At 33.9% G+C, this 26745-nt stretch carries 23 protein-coding genes and 1 tRNA gene; 18 read left to right on the top strand and 6 right to left on the bottom strand.

Annotated elements, in window-relative coordinates; translation table 11 throughout:
• Positions 1 to 48 precede the first annotated feature (48 nt).
• Positions 49 to 2229, top strand: coding sequence for a carboxy terminal-processing peptidase (locus AC2H4K_RS04595; protein WP_493742912.1), 2181 nt, complete (start codon positions 49 to 51; stop codon positions 2227 to 2229).
• Positions 2230 to 2238: 9 nt separating this feature from the next.
• Positions 2239 to 3333 (top strand): ABC transporter permease, encoded by a 1095-nt coding sequence (locus tag AC2H4K_RS04590; RefSeq protein ID WP_493742911.1) that lies wholly within the window; start codon positions 2239 to 2241, stop codon positions 3331 to 3333.
• 156 nt (positions 3334 to 3489) lie between these two features.
• Here AC2H4K_RS04590 and AC2H4K_RS04585 read toward each other — a convergent pair whose 3' ends face one another.
• From AC2H4K_RS04585 to AC2H4K_RS04575, 3 genes are read right to left on the bottom strand one after another with little or no spacing between them, the layout of a single operon-like run.
• A complete protein-coding gene (locus AC2H4K_RS04585; protein ID WP_493742910.1) occupies positions 3490 to 4029 on the bottom strand; it encodes a hypothetical protein in 540 nt (179 codons plus the stop codon).
• A gap of 13 nt (positions 4030 to 4042) precedes the next feature.
• A complete protein-coding gene (yihA, locus tag AC2H4K_RS04580) occupies positions 4043 to 4657 on the bottom strand; it encodes a ribosome biogenesis GTP-binding protein YihA/YsxC (protein ID WP_493742909.1) in 615 nt (204 codons plus the stop codon).
• A gap of 53 nt (positions 4658 to 4710) precedes the next feature.
• Complete coding sequence (locus AC2H4K_RS04575) at positions 4711 to 5475, bottom strand: alpha/beta fold hydrolase (protein ID WP_281138607.1); 765 nt, start codon at positions 5473 to 5475, stop codon at positions 4711 to 4713.
• A gap of 285 nt (positions 5476 to 5760) precedes the next feature.
• On the opposite strand from AC2H4K_RS04575, the gene mraZ reads away from it, so the two are divergent.
• From mraZ to AC2H4K_RS04495, 16 genes are all read left to right on the top strand, one after another.
• Positions 5761 to 6231, top strand: coding sequence for a division/cell wall cluster transcriptional repressor MraZ (gene mraZ / locus AC2H4K_RS04570; protein WP_281138606.1), 471 nt, complete (start codon positions 5761 to 5763; stop codon positions 6229 to 6231).
• Positions 6218 to 7114, top strand: a complete 897-nt coding sequence (gene rsmH / locus AC2H4K_RS04565) for a 16S rRNA (cytosine(1402)-N(4))-methyltransferase RsmH (RefSeq protein WP_493742908.1) — start codon at positions 6218 to 6220, stop codon at positions 7112 to 7114. The genes mraZ and rsmH overlap by 14 nt, the downstream gene beginning before the upstream one ends.
• A complete protein-coding gene (locus AC2H4K_RS04560) occupies positions 7111 to 7431 on the top strand; it encodes an FtsL-like putative cell division protein (protein WP_281138604.1) in 321 nt (106 codons plus the stop codon). Before rsmH ends, AC2H4K_RS04560 begins: the two co-directional genes overlap by 4 nt.
• A gap of 57 nt (positions 7432 to 7488) precedes the next feature.
• On the top strand, positions 7489 to 9450 hold the full coding sequence (locus tag AC2H4K_RS04555) for a penicillin-binding protein (protein WP_493743061.1): 1962 nt from the start codon (positions 7489 to 7491) through the stop codon (positions 9448 to 9450).
• Positions 9447 to 10910, top strand: a complete 1464-nt coding sequence (locus AC2H4K_RS04550; RefSeq protein ID WP_493742907.1) for a UDP-N-acetylmuramoyl-L-alanyl-D-glutamate--2,6-diaminopimelate ligase — start codon at positions 9447 to 9449, stop codon at positions 10908 to 10910. Before AC2H4K_RS04555 ends, AC2H4K_RS04550 begins: the two co-directional genes overlap by 4 nt.
• Before the next feature lies 1 nt (position 10911).
• Complete coding sequence (gene mraY / locus AC2H4K_RS04545; RefSeq protein ID WP_281138602.1) at positions 10912 to 12153, top strand: phospho-N-acetylmuramoyl-pentapeptide-transferase; 1242 nt, start codon at positions 10912 to 10914, stop codon at positions 12151 to 12153.
• Complete coding sequence (gene murD, locus AC2H4K_RS04540; protein ID WP_281138601.1) at positions 12153 to 13484, top strand: UDP-N-acetylmuramoyl-L-alanine--D-glutamate ligase; 1332 nt, start codon at positions 12153 to 12155, stop codon at positions 13482 to 13484. Before mraY ends, murD begins: the two co-directional genes overlap by 1 nt.
• A gap of 2 nt (positions 13485 to 13486) precedes the next feature.
• The gene (locus AC2H4K_RS04535; RefSeq protein WP_281138600.1) at positions 13487 to 13912 is read left to right on the top strand and encodes a hypothetical protein; all 426 of its coding nucleotides are present in this window, start codon (positions 13487 to 13489) and stop codon (positions 13910 to 13912) included.
• Between the two features lie 42 nt (positions 13913 to 13954).
• Positions 13955 to 15142, top strand: coding sequence for an FtsW/RodA/SpoVE family cell cycle protein (locus AC2H4K_RS04530; RefSeq protein ID WP_281138599.1), 1188 nt, complete (start codon positions 13955 to 13957; stop codon positions 15140 to 15142).
• Complete coding sequence (gene murG / locus AC2H4K_RS04525; RefSeq protein ID WP_281138598.1) at positions 15142 to 16239, top strand: undecaprenyldiphospho-muramoylpentapeptide beta-N-acetylglucosaminyltransferase; 1098 nt, start codon at positions 15142 to 15144, stop codon at positions 16237 to 16239. The genes AC2H4K_RS04530 and murG overlap by 1 nt, the downstream gene beginning before the upstream one ends.
• Positions 16236 to 17588: a UDP-N-acetylmuramate--L-alanine ligase gene (gene murC / locus AC2H4K_RS04520; protein ID WP_281138597.1), complete on the top strand. Its 1353-nt coding sequence runs from the start codon at positions 16236 to 16238 to the stop codon at positions 17586 to 17588. The genes murG and murC overlap by 4 nt, the downstream gene beginning before the upstream one ends.
• Positions 17575 to 18297 (top strand): cell division protein FtsQ/DivIB, encoded by a 723-nt coding sequence (locus AC2H4K_RS04515; protein ID WP_493742906.1) that lies wholly within the window; start codon positions 17575 to 17577, stop codon positions 18295 to 18297. The genes murC and AC2H4K_RS04515 overlap by 14 nt, the downstream gene beginning before the upstream one ends.
• Before the next feature lie 3 nt (positions 18298 to 18300).
• Positions 18301 to 19629: a cell division protein FtsA gene (gene ftsA / locus AC2H4K_RS04510; RefSeq protein WP_281138595.1), complete on the top strand. Its 1329-nt coding sequence runs from the start codon at positions 18301 to 18303 to the stop codon at positions 19627 to 19629.
• 49 nt (positions 19630 to 19678) lie between these two features.
• Positions 19679 to 21616 (top strand): cell division protein FtsZ, encoded by a 1938-nt coding sequence (gene ftsZ / locus AC2H4K_RS04505; protein ID WP_493742905.1) that lies wholly within the window; start codon positions 19679 to 19681, stop codon positions 21614 to 21616.
• A gap of 162 nt (positions 21617 to 21778) precedes the next feature.
• The gene (locus AC2H4K_RS04500; RefSeq protein ID WP_493742904.1) at positions 21779 to 22231 is read left to right on the top strand and encodes a GatB/YqeY domain-containing protein; all 453 of its coding nucleotides are present in this window, start codon (positions 21779 to 21781) and stop codon (positions 22229 to 22231) included.
• Between the two features lie 37 nt (positions 22232 to 22268).
• Positions 22269 to 22342: transfer RNA gene (locus AC2H4K_RS04495), tRNA-Arg, on the top strand.
• Positions 22343 to 22437: 95 nt separating this feature from the next.
• Here the strand turns inward: AC2H4K_RS04495 and AC2H4K_RS04490 are convergent.
• From AC2H4K_RS04490 to AC2H4K_RS04480, 3 genes are all read right to left on the bottom strand, one after another.
• Positions 22438 to 22959 carry a hypothetical protein gene (locus AC2H4K_RS04490; RefSeq protein ID WP_281138592.1) on the bottom strand — a complete coding sequence of 174 codons (522 nt, stop codon included), beginning with the start codon at positions 22957 to 22959 and terminating at the stop codon, positions 22438 to 22440.
• A 1069-nt stretch (positions 22960 to 24028) separates the two neighbouring features.
• Positions 24029 to 24673 (bottom strand): hypothetical protein, encoded by a 645-nt coding sequence (locus AC2H4K_RS04485; RefSeq protein ID WP_243472777.1) that lies wholly within the window; start codon positions 24671 to 24673, stop codon positions 24029 to 24031.
• Between the two features lie 357 nt (positions 24674 to 25030).
• Positions 25031 to 26683 (bottom strand): ELWxxDGT repeat protein, encoded by a 1653-nt coding sequence (locus AC2H4K_RS04480; protein WP_281138591.1) that lies wholly within the window; start codon positions 26681 to 26683, stop codon positions 25031 to 25033.
• Between the last annotated feature and the right edge of the window lie 62 nt (positions 26684 to 26745).

Raw genomic sequence — 26745 nt, 5'->3', positions numbered from 1 at the left:
GTGAAATATTGAAAGCCTACTTAATCCTATAAATTTAAAAATAAGACTATGAAAGGGAATTATAAGTTCTTGCTACTGGCATTAATGATAGCTTTTGCGTCATGTAGCTTTACAAGTAAAAAGTTCGATGATCCTGATAAAGATAAATTATTGATTCAATTAATCACTTATCTTTTAGAACAGGGACATTTCAATCCACAAGATATAAATGACGATTTTTCTGAAAGTGTTTATGAAGACTACTTAAATAACCTTGATCCGTTCAAGCGTTATTTTTATGCTTCGGATATTGAAGAGTTTGATGCTTACAGAAAACAATTAGACGATCAGATTAAAGCATACGATGTGTCATTTTTCAATTTAACACACCAACGTTTACTTCAACGTATAGCGGAATCTAAAAAAATCTACACTGAGATTTTAGAGAAGCCGTTTGATTTTACAAAAGACGAAGAGTATTCTGCGGATTACGAAAAGTTGACTTATGTAAAGTCGAAAAAAGAAATGAAAGAACGTTGGAGAAAGCAACTTAAGTTTTCTACCATCGCAAATTATGATGATGCTATCACGCAAAGAAATATAGAACTTGGTGCTAATGAACTGCCAGAAAGTTTATTTTCTGCAACTAGTGAGAAATCGCATTCTAAAGAAGATAAAAAGACTTTAAGTGAAATTGAATCAGAGGCTAGAGATGCTACAAAGCGTTCTCTTGATGAGCTTTACGATTACATTGATGACAGAAGAAGAACAGATTGGTTTTCGGTTTATGTAAACGCTATTGTAGAAGAATTTGACCCTCATACATTCTACTTTGCTCCAGAAGATAAAGAGCGATTTGATAGAGATATGTCTGGAAACTTTGAAGGTATTGGCGCACGTTTACAAAAGAAAATGGACGGTATTGTTGTTAATGAAATCATTAGCGGAGGTCCAGCTTGGAGAGCGAATGAACTTGAAGTAGGTGATCAAATCCTTAAGGTTAAACAAGAAGACGAGGACGAGGCAGTTAATGTAGTAGGTATGCGTTTAGATGACGCCATCAAGTTTATTAAAGGTCCAAAAGGAACTGTTGTAACCTTGACTCTTAAGAAAGTAGATGGTACCATTGAGGATATTTCAATTACCAGAGATATTGTTGAGTTGGAAGAAACTTATGCGAAGTCTTCTACGGTTGAAAAGGAAGGTAAAACCTTTGGTGTCATAAATCTTCCTAAATTTTATATCGATTTTGAAGATTATGATAAGCGAAATGCAGCTTCAGATATTAAACAAGAAATCCTTCGTTTAAAAGAACAAAATGTTGAAGGTCTTGTTCTAGATTTAAGAAATAACGGTGGAGGTTCTTTGCAGACAGTTGTTGATATTGCAGGATTGTTTATTGAGCAAGGTCCAGTAGTTCAGGTTAAAACAACAGGTGAAGCTAAAGAGGTTTTAAGCGATAAAGATAAGTCGATAGTATGGGATGGTCCTTTGGTAATTTTGGTAAATGAGCTTTCAGCTTCAGCTTCCGAAATTTTAGCTGCGGCAATGCAAGATTATAAAAGAGGTATCGTGATTGGAAGTAAGCAAACTTATGGAAAGGGAACTGTGCAGACTGTTTTCGATTTAAACCGTATGGTTAGAAACAACACTAATGGAGATATGGGAGCGCTAAAATTTACTACGCAAAAGTTCTATAGAATTAATGGTGGTTCTACTCAGTTAGAGGGTGTTAAGAGTGATGTTGTTGTGCCAGACCGTTATAGTTACATTAATATTGGTGAGAAAGATCAGGAAAACCCATTACCTTGGGATAAAATTGATGCTGCTGAATATGATGTTTGGGAAAACTATTTTGATTATGATACTACAATTAGTAAGAGTAAGCAACGTATGGCTGCTAATGAGCAATTAAAGTTGATTGACGCCAATGCTAAATGGGTTAAAAAAATAAGAGACCGTGAGGTGTATTCGTTAAAGTATAGTGAGTATAAGAAAGAAATGGAGTTAAACGAGCAAGAAGCAAAACGATTCGAGCAGCTTTCTGAATACAAGACGAATCTTACATTCAATTCACTTCCATATGAAATAAAATTAATGGAAAAGGATTCTGTACTTGAAGAAAAGCGTGACCGTTGGCATCAAGCTTTAGCAAAAGATGTGTACATAGAAGAGGCAATCAATGTGTTACATGATTTAAAAATGACACATGCTATTAAAAATAAATTAGCAGGCTCTGTGAAGAATTAAAAACTTCCTATGGGAAAACCAAATAATTCACTAACAACATTAGCGCTTCAAAAGTTTAAAAAAAACTTTTGGGGCGTTTTTAGTTTGGGTATAATTTTCTGCATAGGACTTATCTCAGTTTTTGCATATCTCTTTGCTCCTGATGCTACAAAAAATGCAAATCAAATGCATTTGGCTATACATTCTAAGTCGCCTGGTTTTAATGTTGAAATGTTAACCATGCCATCAGGAATAGAGTCGGATCAAAATTTTCTTTCACAATTATTTTTCGGAAAACAGAATACAGATACTGAAATTCCTATTCAGTCTTACAGTGTTGATAATGGTGTTTTAAGCTATGTTGAATATGCTTCGGATGGATTAAAAGGGGTAGAAAAAGAAGTAGAACTCACTAAATTTACCGACTCAGATTATAAAGATTTTATTGAAAACCGAACCTTTCTTTTTGGGACAGATAAATATGGTAGAGATTATCTTAGTCGTATTCTAATAGGTTCAAGGATTTCTTTCTTTATAGGTTTTATTGCTGTTTTTATTTCTTTAGTTGTTGGTTTGCTTATGGGTAGTTTGGCTGGTTACTATGGAGGTAAAGTTGATGCTGTAATTATGTGGGTTATTAATGTGACTTGGTCCATTCCGACATTGCTTTTGGTTATTGCGATAACATTGGCTTTGGGTAAGGGTTTTTGGCAAGTTTTTATAGCTGTGGGTTTAACTATGTGGGTAGAAGTGGCTAGAGTGGTGCGTGGTCAAATTATTAGTGCCAAGGAAATGCAATATGTAACTGCTGCGAAAGCTTTAGGTTATGATGATTACAGAATTATTACAAAACATATTCTACCTAATATATTCGGACCATTAATTGTGATTTCTGCAGCAAATTTTGCAGCTGCAATTCTTATAGAGAGTGGCTTAAGCTTTTTGGGTATAGGTGCTCAACCTCCAATGGCTAGTTGGGGAGCGATGATTAAAGACCATTACAACTACATTATTTTAGGAAAGCCATACTTAGCTATGATTCCTGGAGTTTGTATTATGGTTTTAGTGATGGCCTTTATGTTAGTTGGTAATGCACTTAGGGATGCTTTAGATGTAAAATCTTAGTTTTCTTCTGAGTTAGTTTTATTTGATGGCTTGAAGAACAAAGACCAATTTTCCTCTTTTGTGTATTGTGCAAATGTATCTGGACGATATTCGCCATTTCTAATTAATGTTTCTCCATTGGGTTTGATTAAGGCATAGGATCCACAAAGTGTTCTATTAGTAAAAAAGGTTGGATCTGAAGTAATTATCCTCATCAATAAAAAAATATTCTTTTTCTGAATTAGACTTATTTTTAAGAATCATTCCTTTTTCAAATAAACATACTAGAGTAATATTCTTGTTATTTAATTCCTTTTTCATTGGATTAAGAAATGATTTTCTTTGATTAATTTCAGTTCTTGTCCATGTGTTGTCTCTTGTTGAAGAGCACAAATCATCTTTGTAATAGTATTCAATTAAAATTATTGAAGAATCAATAATTTGGGATTTTGAGATTGATTCTAATTTTTTCTTTATAAGATTAAAATCTAGATTGCCAATTTGGTGTAGTCCTTTTTTTAGTTTACAAAAACGTTGTTGTTTCGTCCCTAAAGAATCCCATCTTATAAATGCATTGTTTTTATTTCTCCACTTTTCTTGAAAACTTGGTTTACTAATAGTGTCCCCATCTATATCGAGATGTATGCGCTCTTGTCCTATAATGGTATTGAAGAAAAGTGAAAAAAATATTATAATAATTAAGTAATTTGTCTTCATTGGAACCATATAGTTATTCATTTTTTAAAGCTTCAATCTCTTCGTTAGTAGCTTCAATAAAACCTAAAACCTCGTTTTGTCCAATCTTCTTACTAGATGAGGTTATAAAATGAGGTGGAAGTTCTTCCCAAGTTTTTAGTAGTTCTTGGCAATAGTCATCTACGTGGCGCTCAATAGCTTTTGGTTTTAATTTGTCGGCTTTGGTAAAAATAATACCAAAAGGAATTCCATTTTCACCTAAATACAGCATAAATTCTAAATCAATAGTTTGAGGCTCATGACGAATATCTACTAGAACAAAAGCAGAAACCAATTGTTGACGTTGTTCAAAATAATTAGTTATGAATTTCTGGAATTTCTTTTTTGAGGTTTTAGAAACTCTAGCATAACCATAACCTGGTAAATCAACTAAATACCAATTGTCATTGATGACGAAGTGATTAATCAGTTGTGTTTTTCCTGGTTTACCTGAAGTTTTTGCTAAGCTTTTTCTGTCGGTAAGCATGTTGATTAAAGAAGACTTACCTACGTTACTTCTGCCTATAAATGCATATTCTGGCAAATGGTTTTTAGGACATTTGGCAACATCAGAATTGCTAACAACAAATTCGGCAGATTTTATTTTCATAATTTCTTATAAATGGTGTGTAAGATTTTAAGTTTCTAAGAAGATGTAATCTTTTAAAAGCCTCTTTTTTCTAACCAGTTATTAAGTATTTTATTAAATTCTTCAGGATGTTCCATCATTGCAGCGTGGCCACATTTGTCAATCCAATACAAGTCAGAATCTGGTAAAAGATCATGAAACTCCTCAGCAACTTCAGGTGGAGTTACGTTGTCATTTTTACCCCAAATTATACAAGTTGGTGTATCCATTTTTGGTAAATCTTTAGCCATATTATGTCTTATAGCACTTTTTGCAATGGCTAAAGTTTTAATGAGTTTATTTCTGTCATTTACGGTTTCGTAAACTTCATCTACTATCTCTTTTGTGGCAACCTCAGGATCGAAAAAAACATCTTGTGCTTTCTTCTTAATTACTTCGTAGTCGCTTCGTTTTGTGTAGCCACTACCCATAGCGCTTTCATAAAGACCAGAGCTTCCTGTTATAATAAGGGCTTTTACTTTATTTGGGTAAAGTTTTGTGTGGTATAAACCGATATGACCACCAAGGGAATTACCTAGCAAAATAACATTATCTAAACCTTTGAATTCAATAAAATCCTTTAGGTAATTAGCAAAGCTCTTTACGTTAGTTTTAAGTAAAGACATGGTGTATATCGGTAGTTCAGGTATAATAACCTTATACCCATTAGAGCTGAAGAATTTGGTAACGGCATCAAAATTACTTAGCCCTCCCATTAATCCATGAAGTACTATAATTGGTGTGCCTTCTCCTACTTCAATATATCTATAATCCTTTTCTTTTTTTAAAAGGTGTGCCATTTACATATTAGCGGTTAAATGTTAAAAACAAATATAACTAAATCCTTTAGAATATAAATATAATGCTGAAAATATCGGTCATTTCATTTACCGTCTAAATATTTTTTGCTTGTTAATATCTCCCACAATTTTAACTAACTGTGATGTGTCTGTATTTCTAGAATTTAGATGTAAATCAGACTTCTAAAATTCAAAACTTATCAACAAAGTGGGATAATGTGGTAAAAAGTGGATAATTTTTCAATATATTTGAATTTAAATCGTTGAAGTTGTAAGCGAAACCTTGTGAATTCATTTATAGGAACATACGAATGTAAAGCTGATGCAAAAGGAAGGCTGATGGTGCCTGCTGTGCTCAAAAAGCAGTTGTCGTCGGCTTTGCAAGATGGTTTTGTTTTAAAGCGAGCGGTGTTTCAGCCGTGTTTGGAATTGTATCCAATGGCTGAGTGGAATGTGCTTATGGCAAAGATCAATAAGCTTAATCGTTTTAAGAAAAAAAACAATGATTTTATAAGACGATTCACTGCTGGTGTGAAAGTGGTAGAGGTTGATAATGCGGGAAGATTGTTGATACCGAAAGACTTGATGGGTTTTTCGGGAATTACAAAAGAAGTTGTTTTGGCTTCTGCTGTGAATATCATTGAGATTTGGGATAAGGATAAGTACGAGCAAGCTATTGATGATGCTGCATTAGATTTTGCGGATTTGGCTGAAGAGGTAATGGGACAAGATGATGAGGTCGATGGAATATCATAACGCAGTGTTGTTAAAACAAACGGTGGATGGTTTGAATATTCGTCCTGATGGAGTTTATGTAGATGTAACATTTGGTGGTGGTGGTCATAGTCGAGAGATATTGTCGAGACTTGGTGAAGAAGGAAAGTTGTTTGCCTTTGATCAGGATAAAGATGCTTTAGAGAATGTAATTGAAGATGATCGTTTTGTGTTGATAAATGAAAACTTCAGATATATAAAAAGGTTCTTAAGATTTTATGGTGTAAAGGAGGTTGATGGTGTGCTTGCGGATTTTGGCGTATCGTCGCATCAATTTGATGTTGCTGAAAGAGGGTTTTCAACACGTTTTGAAGCGGATTTAGATATGCGAATGAATCAATCTAATAAACTATCTGCTTTTGAAGTGATAAATGAGTATTCCGAAGAGCAAATTAGAGATGTGCTTTTGCAATATGGTGAGTTAAGACAGGCTCCAGCAATGGCAAGGGTGATTGTTTCGGGAAGAAATAATGGGGAAATAAAAACGAGTGAGCAATTAAAAACTGTTTTGAAGCGGTTTTTGAACCATAAGAAAGAGAATAAAGTATTGGCGCAAATATATCAGGCGATAAGAATTGAGGTGAACCAAGAAATTGAAGTGTTGAAGGAGTTGTTGTTGCAGATGCCAGAGGTTTTAAAAAAAGGAGGAAGGTTAAGTTTTATCTCTTACCATTCTTTAGAGGATCGATTGGTGAAACGATTTATAAGAAACGGATTGTTTGAAGGTGAGCCAGTGCGAGATGTGTTCGGGAATTTTGAAGTGCCGTTAAAAAAAGTGGGAGGTTTAATTGTGCCTTCGCAAACAGAAATTAAAGAGAATAATAGAGCAAGGAGTGCAAAGCTGAGAATTGCTGAGAAACTATGAAGAAAAACATCTATAGCATATTAAGAGGTAGGTTTCTGATTAGTGATGATTCGTTTAAAAATTGGCGTATCATCATTTTTATTTCAGTACTGGCTATAGTTATGATTGCGAGTTCTCATAGTGCAGATAAAAAAGTATATGAAATAGCGAGGCTTACAAATGAAGTGAAAGAGCTTCGTTCGGCCTTTGTGGATAAGCGAGGTAAATTAATGCGTCTCAAAAAGGAGTCTTACGTGGAGACTAAAATGAAAGAAAGGGGAATTGAAATTTCATTAAATCCACCAACAAAAATAATAGTAAAATCAAACCAAGAATAAACTTTGGCAACAACAGAAACCAACATATTAAACAGATTGTACTTCGTGGCAGGCTGCATGTTTGTATTTGCGCTTGCTGTGGTGTTCAAGCTGATTAGTATTCAGTTTATTCAAGGTGACGAATATAGAGCGCTTGCAGAAAAGCGTACGTTGCGAGATTTTGAAATACCTGCCAATAGAGGTAATGTCTATTCTGCTGATGGTAGCTTGTTGGCAACGTCTATTCCTAAATACGATATACGTATTGATGCGATTCAGCCTAAAGATGTAGTTTTTGAAAAATATATAAACGCGCTTGCAGATTCACTTAGTGTGTATAAAGGAAAGCCGGCTTCGTATTACAAAAACATTATTAGAAGAGCGAGAAATAACAAAAACAGATATTTCTTATTGGCAAGAAACATTAGCTATTCAGATTATATAAGAATGCGAAACTTTCCGCTTTTAGAGCTTGGTGCAATTCAAGGTGGTTTAATTGTGGAGCAAACTACACGACGTGAACATCCGATGGGTGAAATTGCTGCGCGTTCCATTGGTTATGAGCGTATAGATGAAAATAATTATGCGACAAGGGTTGGGTTAGACGGTGCTTTTGGTGAAAAATATTTAAGAGGTGTAAATGGCAAACGAACTAAACAAAAGATAGGTAATGGCAATTGGAAGCCGATTTACGATTTTGACAAAGTAGAGCCAAAGGATGGTTATGATGTTTATACAACTTTAGATGTCAATATTCAAGATATAGCGCATCACGCATTGTTAGCACAATTAGAAAAATACAAAGCAGATCATGGTTGTGTGGTGGTTATGGAAGTTGAAACGGGTGAAATAAAAGCTATTTCAAATTTAGGAAGAAATACTAACGGACATTATTACGAACGATTGAATTATGCTGTAGGAGAAAGTCATGAGCCTGGTTCTACGTTTAAGTTAATGGCTGTAACTGCAGCTTTAGAGGATAAGGTTATAGATACTAGTGATGTTGTTGATACGGAAAAGGGGATTCTGACTTTTTATGGTAAAAAAGTTAGAGATTCAAAACATGGTGGTTATGGCAAGATTTCAGTTTCTGAAGCTTTTGAGGTTTCTTCAAATACAGGAATAGTAAAAGCTATTGATAATGCATACAGAAATAAGCCAAGCAAATTTGTGGATAGATTGTATGCTATGAATCTTAACGATAGTCTTGATCTTCCAATAATTGGTGAGCCAAGTCCTATAATTCCAGATCCAAGAGTGAAAAACGGTAGATGGAGTGGTATTGCGCTACAGTGGATGGCTTATGGTTATGGTGTGTCTTTTACTCCGCTTCAAACACTAACTTTTTATAATGCCATTGCAAACAATGGCGAAATGGTAAAGCCTAGGTTTTTAAGAGAGGTTAAGGAATATGATAGAGTGGTTGAGCCTTTTGAGAAGAAAGTAATCAATCCTAGAATTTGTTCAGAAGAAACTGTGAAGAAAGTAAAGCAGTTGTTGGAGAATGTGGTAGAAAAGGAACATGGAACAGGGCATAGATTGTATTCTGAAAATTTCTCTATGGCAGGTAAAACAGGAACATGTCAAAAGGATTATAGAAATAGAGATAAATTAAACTATATCTCATCTTTTGCAGGTTTTTTTCCTGCGGATAACCCTAAGTATTCATGTATTGTGGTGATTCATGAGCCTGATAAAAGTGTTGGTTATTATGGTGCAGACGTTTCAGGTCCTGTGTTTAAGAGAATTGCTCAAAAGATTTATACAGATACTCCTATTGTAGATGAAATCAAAAACCTTGATTATAAGAGTAATCTAGTAAAAAATGATTTTGAAGGTTATTATGAAAATTCTAGAAAATATAGAGAGTTAATGCCAAACGTAGTTGGTATGCCAGCTATGGACGCATTGGCTTTGTTGGAAAATCTGCCTGTAGGTGTTAAGGTAAAAATTACCGGAAGTGGAGTGGTGAGAAAGCAATCCGTAGACAAGCATCAAAAATTACAAGCTAACCAAACAATAGTTTTAGAAGCATCATGATGGTATTGAAAGACATATTGTATAAGGTTAATATTAATGCTGTTGTTGGTAGCACAGGCATTACCGTGCAAAAGATTGAGTTTGATTCACGTCAAATTCAAACTAATGATGTTTTTGTGGCAATTTCTGGAACCTTAACAGATGGTCATAAATACATTGAAAAAGCTATAGTAGATGGCGCGACAGCTATTGTGTGTGAGGTTTTGCCAGAAAATCTTCAAAACGGAATTACCTATATCGAAGTTGAAAATTCAAATCAGGCTTTGGCTTTTATGGCTGCCAATTATTTTGAGCATCCATCCGAAAACTTAAAACTTGTTGGTGTAACAGGTACTAATGGAAAAACTACGGTATCTAGTTTGTTGTATCAACTCTTTAAAAAAGCGGGTTACAAGGTTGGTTTACTATCAACGGTTAAGATCATGGTAGCTGATGAAACTTATAAAGCGACACATACTACTCCAGATTCATTAACGATAAACAAATATTTAAAGTTGATGAATGAGGCAGGTGTAGAATACTGCTTTATGGAGGTGAGTTCTCATGGAATACATCAAAGTAGAACTGAAGGATTGCAGTTTGCTGGAGGAATTTTTACAAATCTATCTCATGATCATCTCGATTATCATAAAACTTTTGCTGAGTATAGAGATGTTAAAAAACGATTTTTCGATCAGTTGCCTAAAGAAGCCTTTGCATTATCTAATATGGATGATAAAAATGGTTTGATAATGCTTCAAAATACAAAAGCTAAAAAATACACTTACGCTTTAAAGAATTACGCAGATTATAGAGCGCAAATTTTAGAAAATGAATTTAGTGGCTTATTGTTGAAGGTGAATGAAAGTGAATTGTGGACACGATTAATAGGTGATTTTAATGCTTATAATATTCTAGCAATTTATGGTGCTGCCGAGCTTTTAGGTTTGAGTAAAGATGAAATTTTGAGATTGATAAGTGAGCTAGAAAATGTTTCGGGTCGTTTTCAGTATTTCATTTCAGATGAGAAAATCACAGCGATTGTAGACTATGCGCATACACCAGATGCATTGAAAAATGTACTGGAAACCATTAATAGTATTCGTACTAAAAATGAAGAATTAATTACGGTTGTAGGTTGTGGTGGAGATAGGGATAAGACCAAGCGACCTAAAATGGCGCACATCGCTTCGGCTTTAAGTACAAAAGTGATTTTTACTAGCGATAATCCACGTAGCGAAGTTCCTGAAACCATTATTGAAGATATGGAGAAAGGAGTTGAACCTCAAAATTTCAAAAAGACATTATCAATAACAGATAGAAGACAAGCGATAAAAACGGCGTGTCAAATGGCGGAAGCAAATGATATTATTCTTATCGCGGGAAAAGGACATGAGACCTATCAAGAAATTAAAGGAGAACGATTCGATTTTGATGATTTTAAAATAGTGCAAGAATTTTTAAAACAATTACAAAAGTAAGATGCTGTATTACCTATTTGAATATTTAGAACAACAATTTCAGATACCTGGAGCTTCGCTTTTTGGGTTTATAACCTTTAGAGCAGCTATGGCTATAATATTGTCGCTTTTGATTTCGACAATTTATGGGAAACGCATCATAAAGTTTTTGCAAAAACAACAGGTTGGTGAAACTATTCGTGATTTGGGTTTAGAAGGACAAGTCGAGAAGGCAGGTACACCAACTATGGGTGGAATCATCATAATTCTAGCAACCATAATTCCTGTGTTGTTATTGGCAAAACTTGAAAATATATACATCATTCTTTTGTTGGTAACCACAGTTTGGATGGGAACTATTGGATTTATAGATGATTACATTAAGAAATTCAAAAATGATAAAGAAGGTCTAAAAGGTAAATTTAAAGTTTTAGGCCAAGTAGGATTGGGAATAATCGTAGGTGCTACACTATTTTTTAGTGATGATGTTACTATAAAGGAAAAATTACCAGTAGAGCAGCAACAGGTTTTGTTAGCTCAAGATCCAGACATTGCACCAGCAAAATTATTTGATGCAGAGGAAAAGTCTACAAAAACTACAATTCCGTTTGTGAAAGGTAATGAGTTTGATTATTCAAACTTAATCACATGGATCAGTCCTGATTTAGAAAAATATGCATGGGTCATTTTTATTCTGGTGAGTATTTTCATTATTACGGCTGTTTCTAATGGTGCAAATCTTACCGATGGTATTGATGGGTTAGCAGCAGGTACATCAGCCATAATTGTACTGACATTAGGAATTTTTGCATGGGTTTCAGGTAATATCATTTTCTCGGAATATCTCAACATTATGTACATACCAAGGGTTGAGGAAATCACTATTTACATTGCGGCATTCGTAGGAGCTTTAATAGGGTTCTTGTGGTATAATACATATCCAGCACAAGTGTTTATGGGTGATACAGGAAGCTTGACAATTGGTGGAATTATAGCGGTAATTGCTATTGCGGTAAGAAAAGAATGGTTAATCCCTGTACTGTGTGGTATTTTCTTAGCGGAAAATTTATCTGTGGTAATGCAGGTGAGTTATTTCAAATACACAAGAAAAAAATATGGTGAAGGGAGGCGCATTTTTAAGATGTCTCCATTGCACCACCATTATCAGAAATCAGGATATCATGAAAGTAAAATTGTAACTCGATTTTGGATTATCGGAATCTTGCTGGCAATTATATCCATCGTTACATTGAAAATTAGATAATGAAACGGTTGGTAATTCTTGGTGGAGGTGAAAGCGGAGTAGGAACGGCGCTTTTAGGAAAAGCAAAAGGCTATGAAGTTTTTGTTTCTGATAAAGGAAAAATTAAAGAAAAGTACAAAGACGTTCTTTTAAATAATGAGATTGAATTTGAAGATGAACAGCATACAGAATTAAAAATTCTGAATGCAAACATCGTAATGAAAAGTCCTGGGATACCAGATAAAGTGGCTTTGGTGAAACAAATTCGTGAAGTAGGAATTCCCGTTGTTTCAGAAATTGAATTTGCATCAAAATTCACAGAAGCAACTTTAATCGGTATAACGGGAAGTAACGGTAAAACTACTACCGCAACACTTACGCATCATTTGCTGAAGCAAGAATTGGATGTGGGTTTGGCTGGTAACATTGGTGACAGTTTCGCAAAACAGATTTTAGAGAAAAATCACGAAAACTATGTGTTGGAGATTAGTAGTTTTCAGCTCGATGATATCGTGGATTTCAAACCAAAAATTGCGGTTTTAACCAATATTACGCCAGATCATCTAGATCGCTACGATTACAAGTTTGAAAATTATATCGCTTCAAAATTTAGAATTGTAGAAAATCAAACTGAAGAAGATTTTTTCATTTATGATGCTGATGATGAGGTTATCAATGAGTGGTTGCAAAACAACCCAATTCAATCTCGAAAACTGCCTTTTTCACTGACTAAAGTCATTGAGGAAGGTGCATATTTAGACAATAATAAAATAATAATAACAATAGATAATAACCAAATAATTATGCCGACAGAAAATTTAGCTTTGGAAGGAAAGCACAACGTAAAAAATGCAATGGCAGCATCAACTGTGGCGCATTTACTTAAAATAAGAAAACAAACCATAAGAGAGAGTTTAGAGAATTTTCAGGGTGTTGAGCATCGTTTGGAGCATGTGCTTAAGATCAATAAAGTGCAGTACATCAATGATTCTAAGGCAACTAATGTTAATGCAACGTATTTCGCTTTGGAAAGTATGGATGCGCCAACAGTTTGGATTGTTGGAGGTGTCGATAAAGGGAATGAATACAAGGAATTATTTCCATTCGTAAATGAAAAAGTAAAGGCGATTATCTGTTTGGGTGTAGATAATGCAAAACTAATTGAAGCCTTCGGAAATATGGTTGATGTTATTGTTGAAACCCAATACATGAGCGAAGCTGTAAAAATAGCATATAAAGTGGCTGAAGCAGGTGATAATGTATTGTTGTCACCAGCGTGTGCGAGTTTTGATTTATTTGAAAACTATGAAGATCGTGGTCGTCAATTTAAAAATGCTGTAAGAAACCTTTAACTATGAATTTGGTAAATAAATATTTTATTTCAGAGGTCTTAGTTTCTGCAAGCTTTTATGATATAGACGAATGTGAAGATGTTCTTGGGGATGTAAATACGGAAGATGAGCGAGAGGTTAAAAGTTTAATAAAATATTTAATATTAATACCGTTCTATTATAATTATAAAAAAGATCAATTTCAACGAATTTTTAAAAATTCACTGTCGTATTTTTTGACAACCAATGAGGTTGATTTTAAAGAGGTTTTTGAGCGTTCTATGCCTTCATTTGAACTAACAAAAGATTCTAAGATATTTTTTGTTTGGTTATGGGAAGTGTTTTATGGTAAAGAAAGTTATGTGATAAATAATTTAAATCAATACAAGGTTAATAACGATATAGAGTTACTGTATGAAATACTACCTTATAGAAGAGCTGAAATTTAGTAAGGTGCTTCCTAGGGCTATTGATTGTGGATAATAGATGATATGAATAATATTTTTAAGCAAATAAAAGGAGATAAGGCGATTTGGGCAATAGTAACGCTATTGGCCATATTTTCGTTTTTACCTGTATACAGTGCGGCGAGTAATTTGGCTTATGTTGGAGGTATGGGTAATACATTTTCTTTTTTCTTAAAGCATTTTATGCATTTAGCGCTTGGTTTTGCTATTATGTTTGGAGTGCACAAAGTGCCTTATAAGTATTTCAGAGGCCTATCGATGATTATGATTCCGATAGTGTTCGTGCTGTTGATTATTACTATGCTTCAAGGTACTACTATTGATGGTGCTAACGCGAGCCGTTGGATTCAGATTCCTATTGTTAATATGTCTTTTCAGACATCAACATTAGCCGCTGTAGTTTTGATGGTTTATGTGGCTAGATATTTGTCGAAGATAAAAGATAAAGAAGTTAGTTTTAAAGAAACGTTGTTACCGCTTTGGGGACCAGTATTTTTGATTTTGATATTGATTCTTCCAGCTAACTTTTCCACAACAGCAATCATATTTACTATGGTGATGATGTTAGCTTTTATTGGTGGTTATCCAGTAAAATATCTTTTGATTATTATAGGAACAGGGCTGTTAGCGCTGACTATGTTTATTTTGACAGCTAAAGCTTTTCCAGAAGCTATGCCAAACCGTGTGGATACATGGATTAGCCGAATAGAAAATTTTGCTAATGGTGAAGATACTGAAGAAGATTATCAAATTGAAAAAGCCAAAATTGCAATAGCTACAGGAATAACACCCCTAGGTCCAGGAAAAAGCGTACAAAAAAACTTTTTACCACAGTCCTCATCAGATTTTATTTTCGCCATCATTATTGAAGAGTACGGTTTGTTTGGTGGTATCTTTTTGCTAATCATGTATTCGTGGTTATTGTTTAGAATTGTTATTGTGTCTCAAAAATCAGATACCATTTTTGGTAAATTATTAGTGCTTGGAGTTGGTTTGCCAATTGTGTTTCAGGCATTGATTAATATGGCAGTTGCAGTGGAGTTGTTTCCAGTTACAGGACAAACCTTACCGCTTATTAGTAGTGGTGGAACCTCAATTTGGATGACCTGTATGGCCATCGGAATCATATTAAGTGTTAGTGCTAAGCGCGAAGAAATAAAAGAACAAGAATCGGAAGAAAATCCGTTGGATATTTTAAGTGAAGCAATTTAATGAGTCGTTATAAATTCATATTATCAGGAGGAGGAACAGGAGGTCATATTTATCCTGCAGTAGCTATTGCGGATGAATTGAAATCTCGTTATCCAGATGCCGAATTTCTATTTGTTGGTGCTTCAGATCGAATGGAAATGGATAAAGTGCCACAAGCTGGCTATAAAATTGAAGGGCTTTGGATTTCTGGAATTCAACGAAAATTAACGTTAAAAAATCTAGCATTTCCATTTAAGTTAATAAGTAGCATTTTACGTTCTAAAAAAATAATAAAATCCTTTAAGCCAGATGTAGTAATTGGAACAGGTGGATTTGCAAGTGGGCCATTGCTTCATGTGGCGACTTCAAAAAGAATTCCTAGTTTAATACAGGAGCAGAATTCCTATCCAGGTATTACTAATAAACTGTTGGGGAAGAAGGTAAACTCTATTTGTGTAGCATATGAAGGATTGGAGAAATTCTTCCCAAAAGAAAAAATTAAACTAACAGGAAATCCAATTCGTAAAGATTTGTTGGAAGTAAAAGGAAAGCAAATTGAAGGAAAAGATACTTTTAAATTAGTTCATAGTAAACATACTTTATTGGTTTTGGGTGGAAGCTTGGGAGCCAGAAGAATCAATCAGCTTATCGAAGCAAATATTGAAATGTTTGAAGCTAATAATGTTCAGGTGGTTTGGCAATGTGGGAAATTGTATTTCGATCAGTACAAAAAATATAATGAGTTAAATAGTGTTCAGGTACATGCATTTTTGAATAATATGGATATGGCTTATGCAGCAGCAGATGTTATCATTTCAAGAGCAGGAGCTATTTCTGTGTCGGAATTGTGTATTGTTGGAAAGCCAACGATTTTTATTCCATCTCCAAATGTAGCAGAAGATCATCAAACCAAAAATGCAAAGGCTGTAGCGGATAAAAATGCAGCGGTATTGATAAGAGAAAAAGATCTAGATACTGATTTTGAATCTGAATTTGTCGAATTGATTTCTAATGAAGAAAAGAGAAAATTTTTAAGGCAAAATATAGAAAAGTTAGCGTTGGTAAATGCTACAAATGATATTGTTGATGAAGTTGAAAAACTATTGAAAAATAGATGAATTTAAAAGCTGTAAATAACGTTTTTTTTATTGGAATTGGAGGCATTGGAATGTCTGCCTTGGCACGTTATTTTGTGGCTAATGGTAAGCATGTTTCAGGATATGATAAAGTACCGACAGATATTACAAGAGCACTTGAGGAATTGGGTATAACTGTTCATTTTGAAGATGATGTAAAACATGTCGACTCAAGGTTTTTGAATCAAGATGAAACTCTGATTGTTTACACACCAGCGATACCAAAATCCCATACCGAATTAAACTATTTCATCGACAATAACTTTAAGGTTTTAAAACGTTCGGCTATTTTAGGTGAAATAACAAAACAAACCACTTGTTTGGCTGTGGCTGGTACACATGGAAAAACTACCACAACAAGCATTTTAGGACATTTGTTGAATAGTTGTGACGCTCCGGTTACGGCATTTTTAGGTGGAATTAGTGAAAATTATAATTCAAATCTGATTATAAACGGAACAGAAGTTACCGTGGTAGAAGCGGACGAATTCGATCGCTCTTTTTTAACTCTTTCGCCAAATTTAGCGTGCATCACATCAATGGATGCAGACCATTTGGATATTTATGGAGATGCTTCTGAGCTGATAAAATCATTTAAAGATTTTACTGAAAGAATAAAACCTAATGGTAAATTATTTGTAAAAAATGGTCTACCACTAAAAGGTATAACCTATGGTATAGAAGATGATTCCGATTATAGTGCTAAAAATGTAAGGATTGAAAATGGATCATACATTTTCGATATTAAAACACCGAATGGTACTTATAGAAATCTAGAGTTTAATCTACCAGGTAGACATAATTTGTCTAACGCCATAATTGCCTTGGCGATGGCTTTAGAATATGGCTGTTCTCATGAGCAGTTGGCTAAAGGCTTGGCATCTTACAAAGGTGTAAAGCGTCGATTTAGCTATCAAATAAAAACAGATGAATTTGTTTTTATAGATGATTATGCGCATCATCCAGAAGAAATTAATGCCGTGCATCAAGCAGTTAGAGAGATGTATCCAGATAAAAAAGTATTGGCAGTTTTTCAGCCGCATTTGTTCAGTAGAACAAGAGATTTTGTAGATGGTTTTGCAGAAAGTCTTTCAAAATTCGATGAAATTATCCTGTTAGATATTTATCCAGCAAGAGAATTGCCTATCGAAGGTGTGACGTCGGAATGGTTGTTGAATAAAATTAAAAACGATAACAAAAAGTTAATTCAAAAATCAGAATTAATTAATGAAATAAAAAAATCTGATACCAATATTGTAATGACGATTGGTGCTGGAGATATTGGAGAAGAAGTAAAACATATAAAAGAAGCTTTTAGTGTTGCGAATTAATTATAACTACATAAAAATCATTGTTTTGCTGATTTTGGTTGGTGGATTGTTCGCGTTTTCTAATAAAAGAAACGATGCACGGAAAGTTGTTAAATCAAACATTAAGTTTTTAGGCGATAATAAACTCTTTATCACGGATGCTACTGTTAGTAAATTGTTAATACAAAATCAACGACCAGTTACGGAGCAACCTAAAGAAATTATAGATTTGAACGAATTAGAAACTGCCCTAAATTCTAATCCAATGATAAAGAAAGCTGAGGTGTTTATGTCAGTAAACGGTGAGCTTTCAGCCGAAATAGAACAAAAAAGACCTATCGCAAGGGTCAATACTAATGCTTCATATTATATAGATGATGAAGGTTCTTACATGCCTTTATCCTCTAATTATACAGCAAGAGTGCCACTTGTAACAGGTAATGTTATGAAAAATAATCTCGAAACGGTTTTTCAATTTGCTAAAGCTGTAGATGAAGATGAGTTTTTAAAAAAATATATCATTGAGATTCGTCAAAACGACGATAAAACCATTGATTTTAAAATACGTAAAAGTGATTTTTTGGTTCATGTAGGAACTCTAAAAAATCTACAAAAAAAGATAAACAATTTTAAAGCCTTTTATCAAAAAGCGCTGAAAGATAAAATTTTGGACAATTACAAAGTGATTAATCTAAAGTTTGATAAACAAGTTATTTGCACCAAAAAGTAAACTATGGAAAAGCATAATATTTCGGTTGGTTTAGATATAGGAACTACAAAGATTGTGGCCATGATTGGTCGCAAAAACGAGTATGGTAAGGTTGAGATTTTAGGTGTAGGTAAATCCAAAAGCTTGGGTGTGCATCGTGGTGTGGTAAACAATATTACTCAAACCATTCAATCTATTCAGCAAGCGGTACAAGAGGCTGAAGCGGCAGCTTCAGAAAAAATTGAAGATGTCACAGTTGGTATTGCAGGTCAGCATATTCGCAGTTTGCAACATAGCGACTATATCACGCGCGCAAATTCTGAGTTGGTTATTGACGAAACTGATATTGATCGTTTAATCAATCAAGTTCATAAATTGGTGATGCTTCCAGGTGAAGAAATCATCCATGTGTTGCCACAAGAATTTAAGGTTGATGGACAAGCAGAAATAAAAGAGCCAATCGGAATGTATGGTGGACGTTTAGAAGCCAATTTCCATGTGGTTGTAGGTCAGGTGTCATCAATTCGAAATATTGGACGTTGTGTCAAAAGTTCTGGTTTAGAGCTAGAAGGCATCACTTTAGAGCCTTTAGCATCGGCAAATGCAGTATTGAGTCAGGAAGAGAAAGAAGCTGGTGTTGCATTAATTGATATAGGTGGTGGTACAACAGATTTAGCGGTGTTCAAAGATGGTATTATTCGCCATACAGCGGTAATTCCTTTTGGTGGTAATGTTATCACTGAAGATATTAAAGAAGGTTGTTCTATCATTGAAAAGCAAGCTGAATTACTGAAGATAAAATTTGGCTCTGCTTGGCCAGGTGAAAATAAAGACAATGAGATTGTTTCAATTCCAGGGTTACGTGGAAGAGAGCCAAAAGAAATAACACTGAAAAATTTATCTAAAATTATTCATGCTAGAGTCGTGGAAATTATAGAGCAAGTTTACGTAGAGATTAAAAACTACGGACACGAAGAGCAAAAGAAAAAATTGATAGCTGGTATTGTTTTAACAGGTGGTGGAAGCCAATTAAAACACCTTAAGCAATTAGTAGAATATATCACAGGAATGGATACCAGAATAGGGTATCCTAATGAGCATTTGGCTGGTGATAGTGATGAGGATATTGCAAGCCCGCTTTTTGCTACAGCAGTAGGTTTAGTTATGGATGGCCTTAAGCGCCAAGATCGTAAGAAAGCTGAAGAAATTGAAGAAATAGAAATTGAAAATGCTGCTGAAGAAACAACAGAGCCAGAAGCAGAACAAATAATTGAAGAACCTAAAAAAGAACGACGTTCATTTTTAGATAAATTGACAGAGCGTGTCAAAGAATTTTTAGACAACGCAGAATAATAAAATAGAAATTAATTAAGACAAATAAAATCCCATAATCACAGATAGTATGAGTAGTAGTAACGAATTTGGAAATATTTCATTTGACTTGCCAAAAAACCAATCTAACGTCATCAAAGTTATTGGTGTCGGTGGAGGTGGTAGTAATGCCATCAATCACATGTTTTTGCAAGGTATCAAAGGAGTGGATTTTGTAATCTGTAATACAGATGCGCAAGCACTTCAAAACAGTGGTGTTCCAAACAAAATTCAACTAGGAGTCAACTTAACCGAAGGATTAGGTGCAGGTGCTAACCCAGATGTTGGTGAACAAGCTGCTGTTGAGAGTTTAGAAGATATTCGCAGAATGTTAGATACCAATACCAAAATGGTATTTATTACTGCCGGAATGGGTGGTGGTACAGGAACAGGTGCTGCACCAGTCATTGCTAAGATGTCTAAGGAATTAGATGTTCTTACCGTTGGTATCGTCACAATGCCTTTTCAGTTTGAAGGTAAAATGCGAAACGAACAAGCTCAACGTGGTATAGAAAACTTACGTCAGCATGTAGATTCTTTAATCGTTATTAATAATAATAAACTTCGTGAAGTTTATGGTAACCTTGGTTTTAAAGCTGGTTTCTCAAAAGCAGACGAAGTTTTAGCTACAGCTTCTAGAGGTATAGCCGAGGTTATTACACATCACTATACACAAAACATCGATTTACGTGATGCTAAAACTGTTTTAAGTAATAGTGGAACTGCCATTATGGGATCGGCAGTTGCTTCTGGTCAAACTAGAGCGCAAGAAGCTATTATGAAAGCTTTAGATTCACCATTATTAAACGATAATAAAATTACTGGAGCTAAAAATGTATTGTTGTTAATCGTTTCTGGTTCTCAGGAAATCACTATTGATGAGATAGGTGAAATCAACGATCATATTCAAAATGAAGCTGGTCATGGTGCTAACATTATTATGGGTGTTGGTGAAGACGAATCTTTACAAGAATCTATTTCTGTTACCATTATAGCAACGGGTTTTAATCTAGATCAGCAAAATGAAATTTCAAATACTGAAGCAAAAAAAGTAATCCATGCTTTAGGTGAATCTTCGGATGAGGATATCAGCACAAAAGATAAAGAGCCAGCGATTATCACTCCAGATATTGTTTTGGAAGATGAGAATAAAAATCCAGTAGTGCGTCATACATTACTAGATGAAGAAGATACTAATGAGACAATAGCTTCAAGTAAAAACGATAATGATTCAGACATCATTCCTACAACAGATTTCATTAAAAATATGAGTGTTGTATATGATGAAGTTATAGATGCTAAGCCACTTGTAGACGATTCAGAAGATTTTATTATTACACCAATCGTAAATAAGGCTGAAGAGATAGAAATAGAGCCGGAAGAGCAAATCACATTGACTTTCGATTTGCCTTTAACCAATCAGACTATTGAGGAAGTTGAAGCGCCAGAATCTAAAGAAGAAAAGATGTTCTTTAGCTTAGACGAAGATATAAATGATATAGATGTTAATGAGCCTGTAGAGATTATTTCTGTAACGCAAGTGAATGAGCAAGGCGAAAAACGCTATACGTTAGATGAATTTGAAACTTTTGAATCTTCTTTAAACACCAAAGCTGAAAAAGCAGAGGTTAAGGAAGAAGTTGTTTTTGAAAAGAAAGTATTACCAAAAGACGATACTGAAGAGATGAAGGAAAGTGAGATAGATCCTTTAAACTCTCCAATTTCAGAATTATTAATAGCTCGTGCAGATGAGCGCAGAAGAAAAATGAAAGATTTCAACTATAAGTTTAACAACGCTAAAATAGATGAAATCGAAAAGGAACCTGCTTACAAAAGACAAGGTGTAAACTTGGAGGATGCTCAACATTCCTCAGAAACTAACTCTTCTAGAATGTCTGTCAATACTGATGAAAATGACGATATTCAATTAAGAAGTAACAATTCATTTTTACACGACAACGTAGATTAATAGCAAGTTTAAGTTAAGTGTTAAAACACCAGTCAAAGCCCAAAAAGTCCCTCCAACTTTTTGGGCTTTTTGTTTGTGGTATTTTGAGTTTACCTAGCCGGATTTCTAACTTAAAACAGGGAAACTTTTAGTATCTTCGCACTTCTATTAAAATAACAAATTATGAGTTTACAAGATGATGTTATGAGCGCTATGAAAGTAGCCATGAAAGAAAAAAATCAAACAGCTTTAGCGGCATTAAGGGCTGTAAAATCTGAAATATTATTAGCTAAAACAGCTTCAGATGGTGGAGATGACCTTACCGAAGAACAAGAGATAAAGATTTTGTCTAAAATGGTAAAGCAACGTAAAGATAGTGCAGCCATATTTTTAGAGCAAAAACGTGAAGATTTAGCGCAACCAGAATTAGACCAAGCTGAAGTTATAAGCCAGTTTTTACCAGAAGCGTTGAGTGAAGAGGAAATAGAAAAAGTTGTGGTAATGACCATAGACCAAGTTGGAGCAGAAGGCATGAAGGATATGGGTAAAGTAATGGGCATTGTAAGCCAAGAATTAGCTGGGCAAGCTGATGGAAAAACAATATCTTCTATAGTTAAGGCAAAATTAATGTCTTAATTAAAGTGATAAATTCCTGCTTTTCGCAGGAAATAAAGGCTGCGTAGTTCAACTGGATAGAATATCAGATTTCGGCTCTGAGGGTTGGGGGTTCGAATCCCTCCGCGGTCACAAATACATAATTATTTAAGCCACTAAGACTTGTTTTGAGATGAGTTTTGGTGGTTTTTTTGTGAGTAGTTTTATAAAATATTATTTCAGAATTTTTAATCAATATATCCCTCAAATTTCACTTGTTTTAACTCTTCATTACTAAAATAAAATTCAAAAAGTGATGTCTGTTCTAAGTTCCCAAATTTTATTGTGTCAGATTTTAATCTAGTTGCTAGGGTTTTTTCCAATTGGTGTTTTTTCATTCCGACTTTTACATAGTTCCATATTGGTAATTCCGAATTTTTTATGTCTGCTGTCCAAACAGCATAAAATCCGGTCGTTGAATAAACTACTATTTTTGATTTGTCAAAAGTTAAAGTTCTTATAGTGTCTATTTGAGTATTATCGTGGTCATTTTCAATTAATTCCGTTTTAACTACGAAATTGCTGTATTCTTTTGTCAATGATTTTAATTCAGATTCCCAGAGATGAATTATACTATCGTTTTCTATGAATTGAGGGCTTTCTTTTTCTTCAAATTCACTAGATTCTACAATAATTTCCTGAATAATAGGTTCATTTTTTTTTAGTTGGGTGCGTTCTTTCTTTTCTGCTTGATAGCAAGAAGTAATCAAGATAAAAAATCCAATTAAAAAAGTTAAATGTTTTTTTTCATATTTTAGTTAACAGTTTGTTTACGCATTATATGAGTTGTTACCTTCAGAATTTAACTCAATTTAATACCAATAATAGATAAAGCATAGAACAATTATTAGTCCGATTATATTTAGGATCCATTTGTTTTTTATGAATTTGTACAATATGAAATCAATTATAATTCCGAATAGTCCAGAAAGACCAATAAAAATTAGAGCCATAATTCCGTAATTAAGGTCATCCGTTACAGGATTAGAGTTCAATAACTCATATATAGTAATCGATATACAGGTCAGAAGTAGTAAAATAGAAAAGCTCAATAATATTGTAATTCGTTTTATAAATGACACTTTATTCATATTGAGGCTAACGGTCTAGTATAACCGTTCGTTAGGGATTAAAATTTAATATTTTTTCGGTAAAGTACAGACGTTAACTATTACTAGTGTATTAGAGAGCTTCGTATCTAACGTAATCTAAGGTAAGTCGAATCCGCTATAGTTACATATTGCTATACTTTTTTTATTTGTTTTCATTACTTTTTTCATTCAAATATTCTTGATAGATATCGTGAGAGGAAACTTCTTGATATTCAATTTTATATCCGCAAACATTTTTGTACGCTTTAATTTAGGTTGAATTCCGTTAGATTTTAGATGAGATATTATTATTGTTTTATCTTCGACTTTCACTTTCATCAATCCGTGCTGAGACTCAAAAATTGTAATAAAATAATCATCACATTTAACTTCGATAAAATCGGAACTTGTGTTTGATAAATAACTATAAAAAAACCAATTCAGTTCAATTTCAGAGTTCTTGAATTCGTATCTAATCAGTTTTTTGTTGGAACAAGAAATGAGAAAAATTGTAAATATTAAGAGAGTGATTTTTCTAATTGTCATTAGTTTCTCAAATGATATGTAACGGTTTGGCTATGGTTTCATTACGTAAAAATCCGCTAGGATTTTCTGCCGTAAACCGAAGATAGCAAATTTGCGAGGACTTTCCGAGAGGAAAGTCAGAAGCAATGAACTATAGCCGTTGTTATGTGCTGTACTTTTTGTGAACATATATTACAACATTTTCAATTTCACTTTCGTCCATTGTAGTAATCCGTAAAATGTTGTCAGATTCATCTCGTTCGTAAATTCTAACTTTCCATCTTTTAGTTCCATCTGACCTAAACGAGAAAGCTCCTTCTCTTGTCAGATAATTATTTTGATTATATTCTTTTTCAGTTAACAAGGATTTTTCGTTTCCTACTATTCTGTAGATTTTTGTTGCGTTGCCTCTGGAATCATATTCGTATTCAAAATTCCGATTCTTATTTTTTTGTGCTTCTCTTTTCTTATCAGATAAGTCAAATTTTTGTTCAATCCGTTTTAATTCTGTTTGGGTTGAGTCAACTGAAATCTTGATTCTAATTGTGTCATTTGGATATTCAAATTTTGAATGAGAATCCAATTTTCCATCAAGAGTATAGCTTTTTGTATCTATTGTTCGACCATTTCTGTCATAAAGGTTTGACTGGAACAAAATCGCATTAGTTGATTTCGATTTATCTAGCATATAGATGTCAGTTTGCTTGATTCCATTCTGTTTTTTCAGGTCAGCGTCTTTTCTGTAAACACTTTGTCCAATTGAAATCAGTGTTGTCATTAGAAAAACAGGGACTAAAATTTTTTTCATAAGTTCTTTTCAGTATTGCACATAACTATTGAATATACACATTAACTATATCCAACTTATGTTAATATTAGCTAATCTAATGATTTTTAGAGAAAAAGGTAATGTAATTCAAGACTAATATCAATTAAAAAACGCTCTAAACTCAGAAGGTGAGTGGTTGGTTTTGTCTTTAAAAAGTTTACTAAACTATTGTGAGTGCACAAAACTTAATATTATGTTATTTAGCTTAAGGTAATCTTGGTTGTATAGGTTTTTTCCTTGCTGATTAAAATTAAATAAGCCATTGACTAGCATTAAAAAAAGCCTTGTTTTTAAAACAAGGCTTTTCAATACTAAACTTTTAGTTGAAAGTGAAAGTTAGTTTTTGATGATTTTCTTAATCATATAATTTCCAGATGTACTTGTAAGCCTTAGGAAATATATACCTGGATTGCATTGAGATAAATCTATTCTTTGTTGAGAAGGGACTATATTAAAAATTTGTTTTCCTAAGGTATTGTATACTTCAACACTCTGTAAATCTTCATTTACTGAAGATATCGTTACATAGTCTGTTGTAGGGTTAGGGAAGACTTCAAAATTAGTTGCGCTAAACTCTTCTGTACTTAAGTTTTCTGTATATGTAAGCTTGTACAATTCTGAGCCATAAGCTCCGTCAAAATTGGCTTGGAAATATAACGAGTCACCCATAACGGTAAACCCAGGGGTTAACCATAATGCATTTGGGTTTTCTACAGAATCAGGTATAAACTCTTGAGTTCCGTCTATAGTACCATCACTCAGCCATAATTGATAACCATTAACTAAATCATCCATAGCTCTGAATACCAATAACCCGTTATAGATTTGGAAATCGACTCTTCCTGCATATGAAATACTATACTCACTACCTGCAAAAATATCTTTAAAAACATGGGTGCCACTTTCAGTTCCATCTGTAACCCATATCTCTGCACCATGTACCCCATCAACACCTGTGAAATAGACATTGTTTTGGTATTCAATGATACTAAATTGAGTAAACATACCATCACCAGTACCTGGGCTAACATCTTTAACAAGTACTGTACCTGCTTCTGTACCATCTGTTTTCCATAGTTCTCTTCCTGAATCTTGTGTGTAGGCAGTAAAAAATAACTCATTATTAGCTGCATATAAATAACTAGGCAACGAATTACCATTAGGATTAATATCACTAACTATTTGAGTACCTGCCATAGTTCCGTCTGTATGCCATAGTTCTATACCATTAGTGCCATCATCTGCAACAAAGTAGAGCATATTATCAAATACATAAAAGGTTTGAGGGTTGCTATTACCATTTGGGTTGATATCCATAAATAGTGATGTGCCAGAATCGGTACCATCTGAAACCCATAATTCAAAACCATGTTGGCCAGGATCAAATCCGTCATTAGCTCTAAAATAAAGTAGACCATTATATACTACAAAAGCTGTAGGGTTTGATCCAGACTGTCCGTTTCTGATATCACTTACCATCACAGTTCCACTTGTTGTACCATCTGTTTTCCATAATTCTGTACCTTCAGAACCATTATTAGCTCTAAAGAAAATAGCATTGTTATACTCAGTAAACTCAAAGGCAAAAGAACTAGCTGTTCCTGGTCTGATATCACTTAGTATCACGGTTCCTGCTTCAGTACCATCCGTTATCCAAACTTCATTACCTTCTTCATCAGTTTGAGCTGTGAAAATTACATGGTTACCATATAAAGTTAACTGCGAAGGATTAGAACTTGCTGTACCTGTCCTAATATCCTTCAAAAGTTGAGTTCCTCCCTCAGTACCGTCAGATATCCATAACTCCCTTCCGTGATCTACATCAGTGGCAACAAATATTAAACTCCCTTGCAGATCAATGAAGGAACCTGGTTCAGAATTTCCTGAAATATTAATATCCTTAACCAGTTCTAAGTTCACTCCTTCTTGAGCATTTAAAAATGATATAAAAGTGATTAAAATTGTGAAAAAAGTAATTTTGCTTTTCATAAATTATTTGTAGTTATAGTTCTGACCAAAAGTACCTAATTAAAGAGCCTAATCAAGAACTT

It is taken from the genome of Winogradskyella sp. 266wxhm (genome assembly GCF_058964685.1).
Note: the sequence above shows the minus strand (reverse complement) of the source record. Positions and strands in the feature narration are given on the sequence as shown.

What these genes read in the sequence shown, in the direction of transcription:
- AC2H4K_RS04575 (WP_281138607.1), bottom strand. Translation starts at nt 5,475, where the DNA reads ATGGCACACCTTTTAAAAAAAGAAAAGGATTATAGATATATTGAAGTA.
- yihA (WP_493742909.1), bottom strand. Translation starts at nt 4,657, where the DNA reads ATGAAAATAAAATCTGCCGAATTTGTTGTTAGCAATTCTGATGTTGCC.
- AC2H4K_RS04590 (WP_493742911.1), top strand. Translation starts at nt 2,239, where the DNA reads ATGGGAAAACCAAATAATTCACTAACAACATTAGCGCTTCAAAAGTTT.
- AC2H4K_RS04530 (WP_281138599.1), top strand. Translation starts at nt 13,955, where the DNA reads ATGAATAATATTTTTAAGCAAATAAAAGGAGATAAGGCGATTTGGGCA.
- AC2H4K_RS04550 (WP_493742907.1), top strand. Translation starts at nt 9,447, where the DNA reads ATGATGGTATTGAAAGACATATTGTATAAGGTTAATATTAATGCTGTT.
- rsmH (WP_493742908.1), top strand. Translation starts at nt 6,218, where the DNA reads ATGGAATATCATAACGCAGTGTTGTTAAAACAAACGGTGGATGGTTTG.
- murC (WP_281138597.1), top strand. Translation starts at nt 16,236, where the DNA reads ATGAATTTAAAAGCTGTAAATAACGTTTTTTTTATTGGAATTGGAGGC.
- mraY (WP_281138602.1), top strand. Translation starts at nt 10,912, where the DNA reads ATGCTGTATTACCTATTTGAATATTTAGAACAACAATTTCAGATACCT.
- AC2H4K_RS04535 (WP_281138600.1), top strand. Translation starts at nt 13,487, where the DNA reads ATGAATTTGGTAAATAAATATTTTATTTCAGAGGTCTTAGTTTCTGCA.
- ftsA (WP_281138595.1), top strand. Translation starts at nt 18,301, where the DNA reads ATGGAAAAGCATAATATTTCGGTTGGTTTAGATATAGGAACTACAAAG.
- AC2H4K_RS04585 (WP_493742910.1), bottom strand. Translation starts at nt 4,029, where the DNA reads ATGAAGACAAATTACTTAATTATTATAATATTTTTTTCACTTTTCTTC.
- murG (WP_281138598.1), top strand. Translation starts at nt 15,142, where the DNA reads ATGAGTCGTTATAAATTCATATTATCAGGAGGAGGAACAGGAGGTCAT.
- murD (WP_281138601.1), top strand. Translation starts at nt 12,153, where the DNA reads ATGAAACGGTTGGTAATTCTTGGTGGAGGTGAAAGCGGAGTAGGAACG.
- AC2H4K_RS04485 (WP_243472777.1), bottom strand. Translation starts at nt 24,673, where the DNA reads ATGAAAAAAATTTTAGTCCCTGTTTTTCTAATGACAACACTGATTTCA.
- AC2H4K_RS04595 (WP_493742912.1), top strand. Translation starts at nt 49, where the DNA reads ATGAAAGGGAATTATAAGTTCTTGCTACTGGCATTAATGATAGCTTTT.
- ftsZ (WP_493742905.1), top strand. Translation starts at nt 19,679, where the DNA reads ATGAGTAGTAGTAACGAATTTGGAAATATTTCATTTGACTTGCCAAAA.
- AC2H4K_RS04480 (WP_281138591.1), bottom strand. Translation starts at nt 26,683, where the DNA reads ATGAAAAGCAAAATTACTTTTTTCACAATTTTAATCACTTTTATATCA.
- AC2H4K_RS04500 (WP_493742904.1), top strand. Translation starts at nt 21,779, where the DNA reads ATGAGTTTACAAGATGATGTTATGAGCGCTATGAAAGTAGCCATGAAA.
- AC2H4K_RS04560 (WP_281138604.1), top strand. Translation starts at nt 7,111, where the DNA reads ATGAAGAAAAACATCTATAGCATATTAAGAGGTAGGTTTCTGATTAGT.
- AC2H4K_RS04555 (WP_493743061.1), top strand. Translation starts at nt 7,489, where the DNA reads ATGTTTGTATTTGCGCTTGCTGTGGTGTTCAAGCTGATTAGTATTCAG.